We start from the raw sequence: 16,717 nt of genomic DNA on the forward strand, positions 1-16,717 counted from the left end.
GGCTCTGTGAGTGGACAGGCGCAGTTTATACGGAAGCGCTCGCCCGGCCAAATGCTGTGTTTACATCAACGGCCTGCCGCTGGTGGTGTTCGAGTTCAAAAGCGCCACCCGTGAGAACGCCACGATCCACGATGCCTGGAAGCAGCTGACCATTCGCTACGCCCGGGGTATTCCGGAACTGATGAAGTACAACGCCCTGTGCGTGATCAGCGATGGGGTCAACTCCCGCCTGGGCTCCCTGTTCGCGCCCTACGAGTACTTTTATACCTGGCGCAAGGTGAAATACACCGACTGGAACCAGCGGGAGGATATCAAGGCCGAATTGAAAGTGGACCTCATCCTGCTATTGGGAAAGCATGGGTACCCGCCCGTCGACCGGGACGAGGTCTACAAGGAAATCTTCGAGCAGGCGGAAAACTTCAAGTAATACCGGGCAAGGTCGACCTGAAACCGATTGGCGGCCACCCGCTGTTAACTGTAATATCCGCACAGGTTAACCGCCAACCATCAAGAACCTGACCGTCTGACGGAGATTTATCATGCGCAATGCCGACCTCGTCGCCCGCGGCCTCAAGACCGTATGGCACCCCTGCACCCAGATGAAAGACCACGAAGGCGCTGTGCCGCTGGTACCTATCAAGCGGGGCGAAGGGGTCTGGCTGGAAGATTTTGAAGGCAACCGGTTTATCGACGCCGTAAGTTCCTGGTGGGTCAACCTGTTCGGCCACGCCAACCCCAGAATCAACGCCGCCATCCAGAAACAGATTGGCGAGCTGGAGCATGTCATCCTGGCCGGCTTTACCCATGAGCCGGTAGTCAACCTGTCCGAACGGCTGATCGAGGTTACCCCGCCCGGCCTGAACAAGGTGTTTTACGCCGACAACGGCTCCTCCGCCATTGAGGCGGCACTCAAGATGAGCTTCCACTACTGGAAGAACCAGGGCAAACCGGCCAAGAAAAACTTCGTGAACCTGAGCAACAGCTACCACGGTGAAACCCTGGGCGCCCTCGCTCTCGGCGATGTCTCGCTCTACAAGGACACCTATCAGCCGCTCCTGATGGAAGTACTGACAGCCCCCTCGCCAGACGCCTACAACAAGGAACCGGGCGAAACCGACGAAGTCTACGCCCTGCGCCAGTTCGAGGCCATGGAGAAGCTGCTGGCGGAAAAGCACGACGAAATCTGTGCCGTGGTGGTGGAACCACTGATCCAGTGCGCCGGCGGTATGCGCATGCACCACCCCATCTACCACACCAAACTGCGGGACGCCTGCGACCGTTACGGGGTGCACCTGATTGCCGATGAGATCGCCGTCGGCTTCGGCCGTACCGGCACCCTGTTCGCCTGCGAACAGTCGGGTATCACGCCGGATTTCATGTGTCTCTCCAAAGGGCTGACCGCCGGCTACCTGCCGCTGTCCGTGGTGCTAACCACCGATGAGGTCTACAACGCCTTCTACGACGACTACGAAACCCTCAAGGCCTTCCTGCACAGCCACAGCTACACCGGCAACCCCATCGGCTGCGCCGTGGCCCTGGCCACCCTGGACATCTTCCGGGACGACAACATCATCGAGAGCAACAAGCGGCTGTCCGCCTGCATGGCCGACTCGGTCGCCCACCTGGCGGACCACCCCAACGTGGGCGACATCCGCCAGCACGGCATGACCCTGGCGGTGGAGATGGTGAAGGACAAAGCCTCGAAAACCCCGTTCCCCTGGCAGGAGCGCCGGGGCATCCGGGTTTATCAGCACGCATTGACGCGCCAGGCCTTGCTTCGCCCCCTGGGTAATGTGGTTTACTTCATGCCGCCTTACGTGATCACCGAAGAACAGATTCGCCACCTCGCCCAGGTTGCAACAGAAGGCATAGAGATCGCGGTTCGGGACTGAGAACCGCCCCGTAAACCGAGAGATCCGCCCATGCGCCTACCCCGCATCTACACTGATTCCGCCCTCAACGAGGGCGGCACTGCAGCACTTGATGACAACGCCGCCCAGCACGTAGGCCGAGTACTGCGCATGCAGCCGGGGCAGGAACTGCGGCTTTTCAACGGCGATGGCAACGACTACCCCGCCACCATCACCAGCGCCAGCAAAAAGAACGTGGAAGTCCAGGTGGGCACTCCGCAGGCCAACGCCACCGAATCCCCCCTGGAAATCGTCCTCGGCCAGACCCTCTCCAAGGGCGACCGCATGGATTACGCCGTGCAGAAAGCCGTGGAAATGGGCGTCACCCGCATCGTTCCGCTGACCACCGAACGCTGCGACGTCAAACTGAAAGGTGACCGGGAAGACAAACGCCTGCGCCACTGGCAATCCGTCGCCATCAGCGCCGCCGAACAATGCGGCCGCGCCCGCGTACCCGTAATCCTTCCGGTGATGACCATTACCGAGTGGCTGGAACACACCCGGGATTGCGAGGTGCGCCTGGTCCTGCACCACCGCACCGAGCAGGCCCTGAAAGCCATCACTCCTCCCGAACGCGTTGCCCTCATGATCGGCCCCGAAGGCGGCCTTTCCCCCGAGGAAATCGCCCAGGCCGAAGACAAAGGCTTCCTGCCGGTCGCCCTCGGCCCACGGGTTTTGCGCACCGAAACCGCTCCGGTGGCGGCCATGGCGCTGTGCCAGTGGCTTTGGGGTGATATCGGCGGCTGACCCTCACCGACCGTACCGCCGTCTCGTGCTGGCACCCAAGTCATTGACATACAGGGGGGCGAACAACATTATCCTGTTCGGTTTACACGCGGTTGAAGACAACTCTTCATTCGGGGGCTGGGTTTCGGAGGGGGCTCTCCAAAACTGTGCGGAGCCATGGATGGCGGAGCCCAAGCGTCACAGGGACGTGCCGCCAGGAGCGTGTTTTGGAGAGCCCCCTCCGAAACACAGCGAACTCCCAAATACCAGAAAATAAACGCGAGTATCAGGATGACAAGCCTGCTAAGCACCCAAGAATTCTGGCAATACCTCAGCATCCCGGTGATTGCCGCCCTGATTGGCTGGAGCACCAACTGGCTTGCCATCAAGATGACCTTCTACCCCCTGGAATTCATCGGCAAACCACCGCTCCTTGGCTGGCAGGGCATCATCCCGTCAAAAGCCCGAAAAATGGCGGCCATCAGCGTTGACGCCACCATCGCCAAAATCGGCACGGTACGGGAAATTTTCCAGCAGATTGATCCGAAAGTCCTCGCCACCCACATCGTCTACTCGGTCGACCCACGCATCGAAGAATACGTGGACGAAATGATGCTGAAGGAATACCCCACCTTCTGGGAAAACCTGCCGGCCTCTGCCCGGAAAATGGTTTACGACCGGGTGCGCCGGTCCACGCCGCAACTGGTGGACAACCTCGTTGAAGACGTGTCTGACAACATCGAGGACCTGCTCGACATCAAGGGCATGGTGATCGAACGCCTGGCCAGCGACAAAAGGCTGCTTAACAGGATTTTCCTCGAATGTGGCGAAGTCGAGTTCCGGTTCATCATCAACTCCGGCCTCTATTTCGGTTTCCTGTTCGGCCTGGTTCAAATGGCTGTCTGGTATGTTTACCCGATGTGGTGGGTGCTGCCCTTCTTCGGCCTGCTCGTGGGCTGGGCCACCAACTGGATTGCCCTCAACGTCATCTTCCGCCCGCTACACCCCAGAAAAGTAGGCCCCTTCCGGATTCAGGGCCTGTTTCTGAAGCGTCAGCCTGCGGTGGCGGAATCCTTCTGCCACATTGTTACCCACGAAATTCTAACCGTTGGCAACATCATCAACGCCATTCTCGAAGGCCCCAAGGGCGACCGTGCCCGCAACATGGTGAAGAAACACATCAAGCCCCTGGTGGACGAAACCGCCGGCATGGGCAAGGCGTTGACCCAGGTAGCCTTTGGCCCCACCGGTTTTGCCACCCTGAAAAACCAGGTGGGCGAGAAAGCCATCGAAATATCCCGGACCTCCTTTAACAACCCGGTCTTCGAGAAAGACCGGGCCCGGGCGGTCGAATCCATCATGGTGGAGCGAATGGTTGCCCTTTCCTCAGAGGAGTTCCAGGATCTGCTCCGGCCCTGCTTCCAGGAAGATGAAATCAAGCTTATCCTGGTAGGCGCGTTCCTCGGCCTGGCCGCCGGTATCTGCCAACTGGTCTTCGTGTTCGGAGAATCCTTGCTGTAAATTCCCGCGTTAATTCCCGGGCTTAATCTGTGCAAGGGTGCGTCGTACATCTATACTCACCGCGTACCGGTGTTTCATTTTTCACGACGGCTTTACGCGGAGGCAACGGATGCCAGGTTTTCTCTCCTGGATTTCAGGATTATTCACTACCGCAACGCCCACACCACCCGCCCCGGAGGCGCGATTGTTCAATCCGTCGCAGGAGACTCCGTCAGGCGATAACCAGGACAGGGCCCCGGAGCTCGCCCAGCAGCTTGAGGAACACCTGTTCTGCTGGTTGCTGGATGCCGAACCTTCCGCTCTGAGAACCGACTTCTCCGCCAGTGAGGACATACTGGAGGAACTGCACCAGCGTCTGTCCAATAACCGCATGGACGAGCTCCCCAGGCAGCCAATGAGCCTGCCAATGCTGATGCGGGCACTGTCTGACGAGTCCACAGACCGGCAGCGGCTTACCGACATCATCCTGGGAGACCCCTCCCTGACTGACCAGCTTCTTCAGATTGCCAACAGCCCCTACTTCCGCCCGGGCGATCATGCCATTGAGTCGGTGGACCAGGCGGTGTTTGTGCTCGGCGTGGATGGTATCCGGAATGTCATAGCGGCTGCGGTAATGCGCCCGATGATGGCCGCCAGGAACAGCCGGGAAGCGCTCTTCGGCCAGCGTGCCTGGCGCTGGGGCCTGACCTGTGCGCGGGCATCGGAACTGATTGCGAGAATACATGGTGAGGACACCAGCGCCCATTTCATGGTGGGACTGCTGCCTTCGCTGGCCTACATTACCATCCGGCGGGAGTTGCAGCGGATCTGTCGGTCCCGGACAACCACCGGAGAACCCGAGCCAGCCCTGATTCGCCACGCGCTGGCCCGCTACCAATGGGCCACCTGCCAATTGCTGGCCAACGAGTGGAATCTGCCGCCCAAGTACCACGCCTACCTTCTGGCGGCAGAACGCCCTGCCCCGAGACAGAAACACACACCGCTGACCGATGGCATGATCATCGGTACCCGGGAAGTTCTCCGGCACGCCAACCAGCGCAATCTGGCGGAAGAGGCCCTGCCCAAGGTTCTCCGGCTGACCGAAGAACAGATCAGCAATGTCCGCCGGGCACTGCAGACCATGCTCCGGGAGGGTGGGCGCTCAACTGTCCGGAACTGATTCCGTTTCGGGCGGTGGCGTGCGGCTCGTCTCCGGCAGGCTGCGAGTTCCGCGCAACAGCTCGGCGAAAGTCCGGCTCTCATCCGCTCTTTGCGTGCCAAGAAGGTCTGCCGGCACCGCTGCCGGAATCCGGTCAACAATCCGGTCCTCGTCGTGGCGCACGACCTTCAGAACCTCGCCTACGGTAATCAGGTCCAGCGCCCGCCCGGGCACCAGTTTGTCACCCTGCCTCCCGGCCAGGGACAGCAGGCCGGCCCTGATGAGTTTGTCACTCAGGGCACGGGTAACCTCTCCCGGCACTCTCAGATGGTGCTCCATTACTTCCTGCTGTGGTGCCGGTTTGCCCTCACTGAACGGTTTGGCAACCATCCACATGATGGCCAGCCCCACCCGCTCCTGTAATTCCGGGGCCAGTTGTACCTCCCGGCGCTTCGCCACCGATCCGGGATTCTGCAGATAGAACGCCAGGCTGGCGCCCAGCAGCAGGATCATCCAGTTCAGGTAGATCCAGATCAGCAGGATAATGCCGATCGCAAAACTGGAATAAATGGCCGCGTATCTGGCGGACCCGGCCACAAAGGAGGCAAACAGCATGCCCGCAGCCTGCCAGGAGACCCCGGCAATCAGGCCGCCAATAAAGGCATAGCGCAACTTGACTCGGGTATTGGGCATGAAGATATAAACAAAGGTAAAAGCACCGACCACCAGGAAGAACGGTGTGAAGCGGCTGACGACCAGAATCAATGAACCAAAGGGCTCGATCTCAATCAGCGCCTGCACAAAGGTCGACGAGAAAATAGTGGCGCTGATACCGATCGCCGAGACCATCAGCAGTGGCCCCACCATGATCACACTCAGATAGTTGCTGAAGCGCTGTGCCATGGAACGCATATCCGGCACGCGCCAGATCATGTTGAAGGAGCGTTCGATCTTCTGCAGCAGGGAAACCACCGTGTAAACCAGCAGAGCAAGGCCCACCGAACCCAGCACACCCACTTTCATGTTGTCCACGAATCCGAGAATCTTCTCCGCCAGGTCGACGCCCTCGGCCCCCAAAGGCTGGAAAAACTGAAACAGGAAAGGCTCCATTTTCTGGTGCACCCCCAGAGCCTTGAGCACCGAAAAGCTCAGTGCCAACAGCGGCACAACGCTCAGCAGCGTGGTGTAGACCAGACTCATGGCATGAAGGGTCAACTGCCCACTTAACACATCCCTGGCCATCGCATAAGCGGTACGGCCTACCTTGTACAACCAGGTCCAGGGCCAGCTCTGGGGCGGGTTGGGGTTGGCCAGAATCCAGCTCTCTGCAGCCTGGAGCCGTTCTTTCAATTGGAATGAAGCCACTATAGGTCCTGTCGTTCCTTGTTTTATTCAGGTTATCAGTCAGATATCCAGTCTCAACCAAGTATGGCTGATTCGCGAGTGATTGCGACACCCGCGTCCACAACAGGACCGGCAGGGGTTCCAGAAACTATCGCGTTTTTCAGGTAACCGATGCGAGATTGGCGGCAGTAATACCCACAATCCGCTGCCGCGCCTCGCGGCTTGCCCAGGCAGAGTGCGGAGTAATGATCAGGTTGGGAATATCGTCCGCCAGCAGGGGGTTGCCGTTTCGGGGTGGCTCCGCGGTGAGCACGTCGAATCCCGCACCACCGATTTCCCCGGCCCTCAGGGCATCCGCCAGCGCCTGTTCGTTCACCAGTCCACCGCGACTGGTGTTGATCAGCAACGAATCCGGCTTCATCATTTTCAGCTCCCGGGCGCCGATCAGATCACGGGTTTCATCGGTGAGCAGGCAATGCAGTGACAACACATCCACCCGGGGCAAAAGCTCGTCCAGAGGCATCCGGGGGTAACCATCAACGGTTCCCGCCCCCTGCCCCGGCCGGGCGCCCAGCATCACTTTCATGCCAAAGGCCGCCGCCCGTTCCGCCACCCCCTGGCCCAGATCACCATAGCCCACTATTCCAAGCGTACGCCCCTCCAGCTCCATGATCGGATGATCCATCAGGCAGAACATCTTGCTCCGGCCCCAACGCCCGGCCTGCACATCCCGGCTGTAATCCAGCAGACGGGTTGCCAACGCCAGCATCAGTGCCATGGTGTGCTGGGCAACAGTGGAACGACCGTAGTTGGTGACGTTCATAACTTTGATGCCGTGCGCCTTTGCGGCGGCCTGGTCAATGTTATTCAGCCCCGTGGCCACCACGGCGATGGTTTTCAGCTCCGGACAGGCCTCAAAATGCTCCCGGCCAAGCACCACCTTATTAACGAGAACCGTATCAAAACCCCGAATGCGATCCAGCACCGCCTCTGCAGGCGTGGTGTCATGCTTTTCAAGCGCACCGGTTACCGACTCAATCGGGGACAGATCCACGTCATCGCCAAGGGTTTTGGCATCAAGGAACACCGCTTTCATACATTTCTCCTGAATCCAGATAGCCAAAGATTAAGTTAGACTGACACAAACGTCCAAATGTCCGAGAGGGGAGGCAACCATGGAACACGAATTCTGGCACGAACGCTGGGCCAAAAAGGAAATCGGATTTCACGAGGGCACCGTTAACCAGTACCTCTATGACCACTGGCCCGATCTGGCCGGCAAGAGTAACGAAACGGTCCTTGTCCCTCTGTGCGGCAAGGCGCACGACATGTGGTGGTTGCATGACCGGGGCCACCCGATCATCGGCGTGGAACTCAGCGACATCGCCTGCAAGGACTTCTTCGAAGAAGCCGGCGAAAAAGCCAACGTCCGCCCGGGCGAGCCCTTCACCACCTTCAGACACGACAACCTGCAACTCTGGTGTGGTGATTTTTTCCAGCTGGTTCCCGAAGACCTCAAACACATCCGCCTGGTCTACGACCGCGCCGCCCTCATCGCCCTGCCCCCGGAAATGCGCAAAGGCTATGTTGAACACCTGACGGCCGTCATCCCGGATGGCACCAGAATACTGCTGATCACCCTGGACTACGACACCGAAATCAAGGGCCCGCCGTTCAACGTCAGCGACAAAGAAGTCCGCGAGCTCTACCAGAACGACTATAAAATCGAACACATCCTGACCAACACCCTGGCAAAGGATCATCCGTTTACCAAGCGAAAAGGTCTGGAAAACGCCTCGGAAAGCGTGTTCCGTTTAACCAAACTGTAGCGCTCCGGCGACTCACCTCAAAGGCCTGACCGGAGTGTATCGGGGGTCTTTCCGAAAACGAATTTGATGTCTGAGCGCAGCGAGTTGCCAATTCGTTTTCGGAAAGACCCCCGGTGCACTCCAGCCCGCAAGCTACAAAAACCCCACACCGCTCTAACATAATTTAATGAACCTTAACCACTCACCCACTGTCCAACTTCCCAACCGTGAACTAAGCTCAAAGTAAGCAAGCCGCCCGCGACAAGTTCGCGCACAGGCTTGTAAGTATCCATTCCTTCCACCCATAACTAAATAAACCGCCCGGACGGGCGGAGCCAACTGCAACGGGGAAATTGCGTGAACTGAAAGCTGAAGATACAGCGAGCGAGGGCGATCTATGAGCATACTGCAGCACTTCAAAGACCGGTATGAGAGTACCCAGGAAGAAGAATACACCCTGGAGGAATACCTGGAGATCTGCAAAAAGGACGCAACGGCCTATGCCACGGCCGCTGAGCGAATGTTAATTGCCATCGGCGAACCCGAACTCGCCGACACCTCCCGTGATACCCGGCTGTCACGCATCTTTTCCAACAAGGTCATCAAGCGCTATCCCGAGTTTTCCGAGTTCTATGGCATGGAAGATGCCGTGGAAAACATCGTCTCCTTCTTCCGCCACGCCGCCCAGGGCCTGGAAGAGAAGAAACAGATTCTTTACCTGCTTGGCCCGGTGGGCGGCGGTAAATCCTCCCTGGCGGAAAAACTCAAGTCACTGATGCAGAAGGTGCCTTTCTACGCCATCAAGGGTTCGCCGGTGAACGAGTCGCCGCTGGGCCTGTTCGACCCGGCCGAGGATGCCCAGATTCTGGAAGAGGAATACGGCATCCCCGCCCGCTACCTGAAGAGCATCATGTCGCCCTGGGCCGTCAAACGCCTGCACGAGTACGGTGGCGACATCAGCCAGTTCCGGGTAGTCAAGAAATACCCCTCCGTGCTCGACCAGATCGGCGTCTCCAAGACCGAACCTGGCGACGACAACAACCAGGACATTTCCGCCCTCGTGGGCAAGGTCAACATCCGCATGCTGGAAGATTTCTCCCAGGATGACCCGGATGCCTACAGCTTCAGTGGCGGGCTGTGCAAAGCCAACCAGGGCCTGATGGAGTTTGTGGAAATGTTCAAGGCGCCGATCAAGGTGCTGCACCCGCTGCTGACCGCCACCCAGGAAGGCAACTACAACACCACCGAAGGCATGGGTTCCGTGCCCTTTGACGGCGTTATCCTGGCCCACTCCAACGAATCCGAGTGGCAGACCTTCCGCAACAACAAGCACAACGAAGCCTTCCTTGACCGGGTGTACATCGTCAAGGTGCCTTACTGTGTGCGGGTGACCGAAGAAATCGAGATCTACAGGAAGCTGCTCAGCAACAGCTCGCTGGAAGGCGCTCCCTGCGCGCCAGACACCCTGGACATGCTGGCCCAGTTCTCGGTGCTGTCCCGGATCAAGGAGCCGGAAAACTCCAGTATCTTCTCGAAAATGCGGGTCTACGACGGCCAGAACATCAAGGACACCGACCCCAAGGCCAAATCGATCCAGGAATACCGCGATGCCGCCGGCGTGATGGAAGGCATGGACGGCCTGTCCACCCGGTTTGCCTTCAAGATCCTGTCCAAGGTGTTCAACTTTGACACCACCGAAGTGGCGGCCAACCCGGTGCACCTGCTCTATGTGCTGGAAAAGCAGATTGAACAGGAGCAGTTCCCGCCCGAAACCCATGAGAAATATCTCCGGTTTATCAAGGAGTTCCTGGCACCGCACTATGTGCAGTTTATCGGCAAGGAAATCCAGACCGCGTATCTGGAAAGCTACAGCGAGTATGGCCAGAACCTGTTCGACCGCTACGTCACCTATGCCGACTTCTGGATCCAGGACCAGGAATACCGCGACCCGGAAACCGGCGAAATTCTCGACCGCTCGGCCATCAACGACGAGCTGGAGAAAATCGAGAAGCCGGCAGGCATCAGCAATCCGAAGGACTTCCGCAACGAGGTGGTCAACTTTGTCCTGCGGGCCCGGGCCAACAATCAGGGCCGCAACCCGTCCTGGCTCAGCTATGAAAAGCTGCGCAGCGTGATCGAGAAGAAGATGTTCTCGAACACCGAGGACCTGTTGCCGGTGATTTCCTTCAACCCGAAGGCCAGCAACGAGGATCAGAAAAAGCACAAGCAGTTCGTCGAGCGTATGGTCGATCGAGGCTACACGGAGAAGCAGGTTCGGCTGTTGGCCGAATGGTATCTGCGGGTACGCAAGTCTCACTAAGTCGGTGACCACTCACTGAGCTGGAGTTACGCCATGGGAATGACCCACATAGTCGACCGGCGACTGAACGGTAAGAACAAGAGCGCGGTGAACCGGGAACGGTTCCTGCGCCGCTACCGCCACCATATCAAGCGTGCGGTGGCGGATGCGGTGCAGAAGCGCTCGATTACAGATATTGAACGGGGCGAGAACGTCAGTATTCCGTCCCGGGACATCGAAGAGCCCATTTTCCACCATGGCCCGGGCGGCAAGCGGGAAGTGGTGCATCCGGGCAACCAGGAATTCGTGGCCGGGGATACCATACCCAAGCCCGAAGGCGGCGGAGGCCAGGGTTCCGGACAGGGGCAGGCCAGCCCGGATGGCGAGGGCATGGATGAGTTCGCCTTCCAGATTACCCAGGAAGAATTCCTGGATTTTCTGTTCGACGATCTCGAACTGCCCAACCTGGCCCGCAAGAAGCTGAAAGACACCGAAGCGTTCAAGTATGTCCGCTCCGGTTTCAGCACCCAGGGGGTACCGGCGAAACTGGATGTGGTGCGCTCATTGCGCGGCGCCCACGCCCGGCGTCTGGGCCTTGGCGGCGCCCGCAAGAAGAAAATCCGGGATCTGGAGAAACAGCTTGAGGCCCTGAAATCGGCACCGGAGGATCTGGACCCGGCCTTCAGCCATGAAGACCAGATTCAGGTTCTGGAAGAGGAAATCGCCCGGCTGAAGGCCAATGTGAAGCGCATTCCCTTCATTGATGAGATCGACCTGCGCTACCGTCAGCATCTCAAGCAACCGCAACCGGCCACCAGCGCTGTGATGTTCTGCCTGATGGATGTGTCCGGCTCGATGACCCAGATGCACAAGGACATCGCCAAGCGCTTTTTCATCCTGCTATATCTGTTCCTGAAGAAGAACTACAAGAAGATCGAAGTGGTCTTCATTCGCCACCACACCAGCGCCAAGGAAGTGGACGAGGAGGAATTTTTCTATTCCCGGGAGACCGGTGGCACCATCGTCTCCAGTGCCCTCAAGCTGATGCACAAGATCATTGAGTCCCGTTACTCCCCGGCTGAATGGAATATCTACGCGGCCCAGGCATCCGACGGCGACAACTGGAACGACGATTCCCCGGTCTGTGGCAAGATTCTGGCCGACAGTATCCTGCCGCTGGTCCAGTACTTCGCCTATGTGGAAATTACCCCGCAGGATCACCAGATGCTCTGGTACGAATACGAGAAGATCCAGGAGCGCTTCCCCCAGAGTTTTGCCTTGCAGCAGATCGCCGACCCCGGCGAAATCTACCCGGTGTTCCGCCAGCTGTTCGAGAGGAAAGCCGCATGACCAATCTGATGGACCGCCCAAGCCCGCCGGACAATGATCAGCCCAGAGCCCGGGAGCCGATTTCCACGAGCTCCGAATGGACTTTTGAGCTGATCCAGAAATACGACGACGAGATCGCCAAATGTGCTGCCGAGTTTGGCCTGGACACCTATCCGAACCAGGTTGAGGTGATTAGCGCCGAGCAGATGATGGATGCCTACAGCTCCGTCGGCATGCCGGTTGGCTATCATCACTGGTCCTTCGGCAAGCAGTTCCTGAGCACCTCCAAGGGCTACCAGCGCGGCCAGATGGGGCTGGCCTATGAGATCGTCATCAACTCCAACCCCTGCATCGCCTACCTGATGGAGGAGAACACCCTGCCGATGCAGGCGCTGGTGATTGCCCACGCCTCTTACGGCCACAACTCCTTCTTCAAGGGCAACTACCTGTTCCGCACCTGGACCGACGCCAGTGCCATTATCGATTACCTGGTATTTGCCCGGAATTACGTGGCCGAATGCGAGGAGCGCCATGGCGTGGATGCCGTGGAGCAAATCCTCGACTCCTGCCATGCCCTGATGAACTACGGTGTGGATCGCTACAAGCGGCCGGCGCCGATCTCCGCCTCGGAGGAAATCCGCCGGCAGAAGGAGCGGGAGGAATACCAGCAGCGGCGCATTAACGACCTGTGGCGCACGATCCCGAAGCTGGATGAAGATGACGACACGGTGAACCGCCGCAAGCGCTACCCGGAGGAGCCCCAGGAAAATATCCTGTATTTCATCGAGAAAAACGCGCCACTGCTGGAAACCTGGCAGCGGGAGATCATCCGCATCGTGCGCAAGCTGGCCCAGTATTTCTACCCCCAGCGCCAGACCCAGGTAATGAATGAGGGCTGGGCCACCTTCTGGCACTATACCCTGCTGCACCGCATGTATGACAAGGGCCTGGTAAACGACGGTTTCATGCTCGAGTTCCTCCAGAGCCACTCGGCAGTGGTGTATCAGCCGCCGTTCAACAGCCCCTGGTATTCGGGCATCAACCCCTACACTCTCGGCTTTTCGATGTTCACCGACCTGCGCCGGATCTGTGAGAACCCGACCGGGGAAGACCGCCACTGGTTCCCGGACATCGCAGGCAGTGACTGGCTGGAGACCCTGCATTTTGCGATGAAGAACTTCAAGGACGAAAGTTTCATCCAGCAGTTCCTGTCCCCGAAGGTAATGCGGGATCTCAAGCTCTTTGCGATCCAGAACGACGACCAGGAAGACGTTTACCGCGTGACCGCCATTCACGACGACCCCGGCTACCGGGATCTGCGTGAAAAGCTGGCCCGCCAGTACAACCTCAGTTACCGCGAGCCCAACATTCAGGTCTGGAACGTGGATGTGCGCGGTGACCGTTCCCTGACCCTGCGCCACATTCCGGTGGATCGGGTGCCCCTGGGCAAGGAAACGGAAGAAGTGCTGCGCCATGCGCACCGGTTGTGGGGCTTTGATGTGCACCTTGAAAGCGTGGATGATGGCACCACTGTTCAGGAATACTACTGCCCGCCCAGGGAACTCGAGGAGGATTGATCTGGACCCGACTGGCACTCTCGGGCCGGTTTTGGCTGGCCCGATACTGCGCCATACTGCACCAGACTCGCTGGTGTTCTGGTTGGCAACCAGCGAGAATCCATCATTTTATGTCCGGGTGTTCGACGGCGATGCAAGCCTGCTCGACCGCCCGGTAAACGACCAGGAGGTCACCCGGCTCAGGATCGGTGCCCGCGCCTGGGTGAACCTCCTGGTCATCGAACCGGACACCACGTTACCCGGGAATACCCGGCTTGAATACGACGTCGGCCTGGGCTCGGATGCCGGTCTGGAACCGGAATGGATCCGGGACTGGGCGCCTCACCTCTGCCCGGAGGGCCGCGAACGGCCCGGCTTTACCCTGAAAACAAAACTCGACCGGATTCTTCACGGTTCCTGCCGCAGGCCCCACCATCCTGCCCCCGATGGTCTGGTTCGTGTGGATGAGGAACTGCACGGGGCAAACCGGCTGGAAGATACCCCCTCCCTGTTACTCATGACCGGCGACCAGATCTACGCTGACGATGTGGGCGGCCCGATGCTGCACGCCATCCACTGCGTGATCCACCAGCTCGGCCTGTACCAGGAAGTCCTCGAAGGGGCCTCGCTCAGCCACAGCCGTGAGCTGGCGTCGATGACGCCGGCCTACTATCACCGGGATGCCTTGTTGCCGGAAACCGAATCCAACGAAGACCTGACCGACCGCTTCTTCGGTGGCGTCCGGAAGCCCGTGTTTACCACCGCCAATGCGGGCAATCACCTGATTTCCTTCGCCGAGGTGATGGCCATGTACCTGCTCGTGTGGTCGCCTGAGCCCTGGCGGCTTGTAACGGCATCGGAGCCGGTCAGCAACCCGGACGAACTGGCCCGTTACCGTAGTGAACAGAAGGCCATTGATGCATTTCGGGAGAGCCTCCCCCGGGCCACCCGGGCGATGGCCAACGTGCCTGTGTACATGATTTTCGATGACCATGATGTGACCGATGACTGGAACCTCTCCGCCCTGTGGGAAACGACCGCGTACGAGCATCCGTTTTCCCGGCGGATTATCGGCAATGCGTTGCTGGGGTATCTGCTGTGCCAGGGCTGGGGCAACCAGCCGGAGAACTTTAGCGCCATCATCGAGCACTGCCAGCAGTTGCTGGATGCCGAGAAGGACCAGAACGAACTGGACAAAACGGCCCATGACGAGCTGATCGACCGGTTGTTTCACTTTCACCATTGGCATTACAGCCTGCCCACGTCGCCGCGTCTGGTCGTGCTGGACACCCGCACCCACCGCTGGCGCAGCGAGATCCGCCGGAGCCACCCGTCCGGGTTGATGGACTGGGAATCGCTCACCGATTTTCAACAGGAGGTTATGGGAGAGCAAGCAGTGGTAGTGGTCTCACCGGCCCCCATGTTCGGGGTTAAGCTGATCGAAATGATCCAGCAGGTGTTCACCTTCTTTGGCAAACCCCTGCTGGTGGATGCAGAAAACTGGATGGCCCACCGGGGCGCCGCCAATGTCCTGCTCAATATCTTCGGGCACCCCCGCACGCCGCGGCACTTCGTGATTCTCTCCGGGGATGTGCACTACTCGTTTGCCTATGATGTGCGGCTGCGCCATAAGAAAAACGGCCCCCACATCTGGCAGATCACCAGCAGCGGTATCAAGAACGAGTTTCCCAACACCCTGCTGGAATGGATGGACCGCCTCAATCGCTGGCTGTTCGCGCCCTGGTCGCCCCTGAACTGGTTCACCAAACGGCGGCGGATGTGGATTTCCCCCAGGCTACCCGAAGGCCGGGAGGCTGGCGAGCGGCTGTGGAATCGCTCCGGCATCGGCGATGTGAGGCTGGACGAAGAAGGTGCGCCTACGGCCATCCGGCAACTCAACGCCGGCGGCGGGGGCACCCTCTTTCAGCAACACGAAGACGACTGATCAGGCATTGACGGAGGGCAGCCAGGCTGCCAGCAGATCGACCAGCCAGGGCACCAGCAGGGCCGTTGCAAAGGCGGAAAGCGCCATCGCCAGACCGGAGAACGCCCCCATCTGGGGGCTTACCTGGAAGGCCCGGGCGGTGCCTATGCCGTGGGCTGCAACACCCATGGCAATGCCTTTGGCGGTGTCATCCCGCACCCGGATCCAGTCGAACAGCTTGGTGCCCAGCACTGCACCGGTGATCCCGGTGATCACTACCAGTACCGCCGTCAGCGAGGGCAGTCCGCCAATTTTTTCCGAAATCCCCATGGCCACCGGTGCCGTGGCCGATTTCGGCGCCAGGGACATCTGGATCTCCAGGGAGCCGCCCAGCATCCGAGCCAGGCCAATGGAGCTTCCGGCCGCGATCACCACACCGCAGAACAGTGAAATGGTGACCGGCAGCCAGAGCTGGCGCAGCCGGGAAAACTGCTGATACAGGGGCACCGCCAGAGCCACAGTAGCCGGCCCCAGCAGGAAATGAACAAACTGGCCACCGGCAAAATAATCACTGTACGAGGTGCCGGTCGCCAGCAGCAGGAGAATCAGCATCGCCACCGACGTGACCACCGGGTTGGCCAGTGGATTGGAATTGGTTTTCAGGTACAGGCGATAGGCCAGCCCGTAGGCTACCAGGGTGATGGTCAGCCCCAGCAACGGCGAGGCAGACAGGTAAACCCAGATATCTCTCAGGCCCGGCTCATTCATCCTGCTGCCCCCTCTCGGCCAGGGGTTTGGTAAACCAGCGGGTGGTCACCTGCATGATCAGGGCGGTGGCGACCATGGTAATCACGGTACTCAGAAGCAACGCCAGGGTGATTGGCACCCACTCGTCGGCAATGCGGCCAAAATGCGCCATCATGCCCACACCGGCGGGCACAAACAGAAGCGACAGGTGGCTGAGCAGCGCGCTTGACGCCTGGTCAACGGAGGCCGGGGTCCGCCCCCGGATCAACAGGGTTATGAATAGCATGACCATGCCAAGTACCGGCCCGGGAATGGGCAGGCCCAGCAATCGAACCGTTATTTCACCCACCAACTGGTAAACCAGTAGCAGGGTAATGCCGTTGAGGAACTGCATGGGTAGTCTTCCAGTCATTCA

Annotated in this window: 14 protein-coding genes; 10 read left to right on the plus strand and 4 right to left on the minus strand. The window is 59.2% G+C overall.

The features are described 5' to 3' along the window. Window positions 1-10: 10 nt before the first annotated feature. The 5 genes from msub_RS21820 (at window position 11) to msub_RS11325 (ending at window position 5,316) form a co-directional block, all read left to right on the plus strand. Window positions 11-427 (plus strand): type I restriction enzyme endonuclease domain-containing protein, encoded by a 417-nt coding sequence (locus msub_RS21820; RefSeq protein ID WP_048496110.1) that lies wholly within the window; start codon window positions 11-13, stop codon window positions 425-427. A 112-nt stretch (window positions 428-539) separates the two neighbouring features. Beyond that, window positions 540-1,892: an adenosylmethionine--8-amino-7-oxononanoate transaminase gene (locus msub_RS11310; RefSeq protein WP_048496111.1), complete on the plus strand. Its 1,353-nt coding sequence runs from the start codon at window positions 540-542 to the stop codon at window positions 1,890-1,892. A 30-nt stretch (window positions 1,893-1,922) separates the two neighbouring features. Further along, window positions 1,923-2,657: a 16S rRNA (uracil(1498)-N(3))-methyltransferase gene (locus tag msub_RS11315; RefSeq protein ID WP_048496112.1), complete on the plus strand. Its 735-nt coding sequence runs from the start codon at window positions 1,923-1,925 to the stop codon at window positions 2,655-2,657. A gap of 270 nt (window positions 2,658-2,927) precedes the next feature. Beyond that, window positions 2,928-4,157, plus strand: a complete 1,230-nt coding sequence (locus msub_RS11320; RefSeq protein ID WP_048496113.1) for a DUF445 domain-containing protein — start codon at window positions 2,928-2,930, stop codon at window positions 4,155-4,157. 109 nt (window positions 4,158-4,266) lie between these two features. Continuing rightward, window positions 4,267-5,316 carry an HDOD domain-containing protein gene (locus msub_RS11325; RefSeq protein WP_048496114.1) on the plus strand — a complete coding sequence of 350 codons (1,050 nt, stop codon included), beginning with the start codon at window positions 4,267-4,269 and terminating at the stop codon, window positions 5,314-5,316. Here msub_RS11325 and msub_RS11330 read toward each other — a convergent pair. Both msub_RS11330 and msub_RS11335 read right to left on the minus strand, forming a co-directional pair. Next, window positions 5,299-6,660, minus strand: coding sequence for a YihY/virulence factor BrkB family protein (locus msub_RS11330; protein ID WP_048496115.1), 1,362 nt, complete (start codon window positions 6,658-6,660; stop codon window positions 5,299-5,301). The two genes, msub_RS11325 and msub_RS11330, sit on opposite strands and share 18 nt — an antisense overlap. Window positions 6,661-6,799: 139 nt before the next feature. Next, a complete protein-coding gene (locus msub_RS11335; RefSeq protein ID WP_048496116.1) occupies window positions 6,800-7,735 on the minus strand; it encodes a D-2-hydroxyacid dehydrogenase in 936 nt (311 codons plus the stop codon). A gap of 79 nt (window positions 7,736-7,814) precedes the next feature. Between msub_RS11335 and tmpT the strand changes: the two genes are divergently transcribed. The 5 genes from tmpT to msub_RS11360 all read left to right on the plus strand — a co-directional run bounded on the left by tmpT (window position 7,815) and on the right by msub_RS11360 (window position 15,576). Beyond that, window positions 7,815-8,468, plus strand: coding sequence for a thiopurine S-methyltransferase (tmpT, locus tag msub_RS11340; RefSeq protein ID WP_048496117.1), 654 nt, complete (start codon window positions 7,815-7,817; stop codon window positions 8,466-8,468). 376 nt (window positions 8,469-8,844) lie between these two features. Then, window positions 8,845-10,767 carry a PrkA family serine protein kinase gene (locus msub_RS11345; protein ID WP_048496118.1) on the plus strand — a complete coding sequence of 641 codons (1,923 nt, stop codon included), beginning with the start codon at window positions 8,845-8,847 and terminating at the stop codon, window positions 10,765-10,767. A 39-nt stretch (window positions 10,768-10,806) separates the two neighbouring features. Beyond that, complete coding sequence (locus msub_RS11350; protein ID WP_227506800.1) at window positions 10,807-12,096, plus strand: YeaH/YhbH family protein; 1,290 nt, start codon at window positions 10,807-10,809, stop codon at window positions 12,094-12,096. Continuing rightward, a complete protein-coding gene (locus tag msub_RS11355; RefSeq protein WP_048496120.1) occupies window positions 12,093-13,652 on the plus strand; it encodes a SpoVR family protein in 1,560 nt (519 codons plus the stop codon). Before msub_RS11350 ends, msub_RS11355 begins: the two co-directional genes overlap by 4 nt. Beyond that, on the plus strand, window positions 13,597-15,576 hold the full coding sequence (locus msub_RS11360) for an alkaline phosphatase D family protein (protein ID WP_156182813.1): 1,980 nt from the start codon (window positions 13,597-13,599) through the stop codon (window positions 15,574-15,576). The genes msub_RS11355 and msub_RS11360 overlap by 56 nt, the downstream gene beginning before the upstream one ends. On the opposite strand, the gene msub_RS11365 is transcribed toward msub_RS11360, so the two are convergent. Both msub_RS11365 and msub_RS11370 read right to left on the minus strand, forming a co-directional pair. Continuing rightward, window positions 15,577-16,323, minus strand: a complete 747-nt coding sequence (locus msub_RS11365) for an LrgB family protein (RefSeq protein ID WP_048496121.1) — start codon at window positions 16,321-16,323, stop codon at window positions 15,577-15,579. It abuts the gene before it with no gap. Further along, window positions 16,316-16,696 carry a CidA/LrgA family protein gene (locus msub_RS11370; protein WP_048496122.1) on the minus strand — a complete coding sequence of 127 codons (381 nt, stop codon included), beginning with the start codon at window positions 16,694-16,696 and terminating at the stop codon, window positions 16,316-16,318. Before msub_RS11370 ends, msub_RS11365 begins: the two co-directional genes overlap by 8 nt. Between the last annotated feature and the right edge of the window lie 21 nt (window positions 16,697-16,717).

This window comes from Marinobacter subterrani (genome assembly GCF_001045555.1).
Classification (GTDB): Bacteria; Pseudomonadota; Gammaproteobacteria; order Pseudomonadales; family Oleiphilaceae; genus Marinobacter; species Marinobacter subterrani.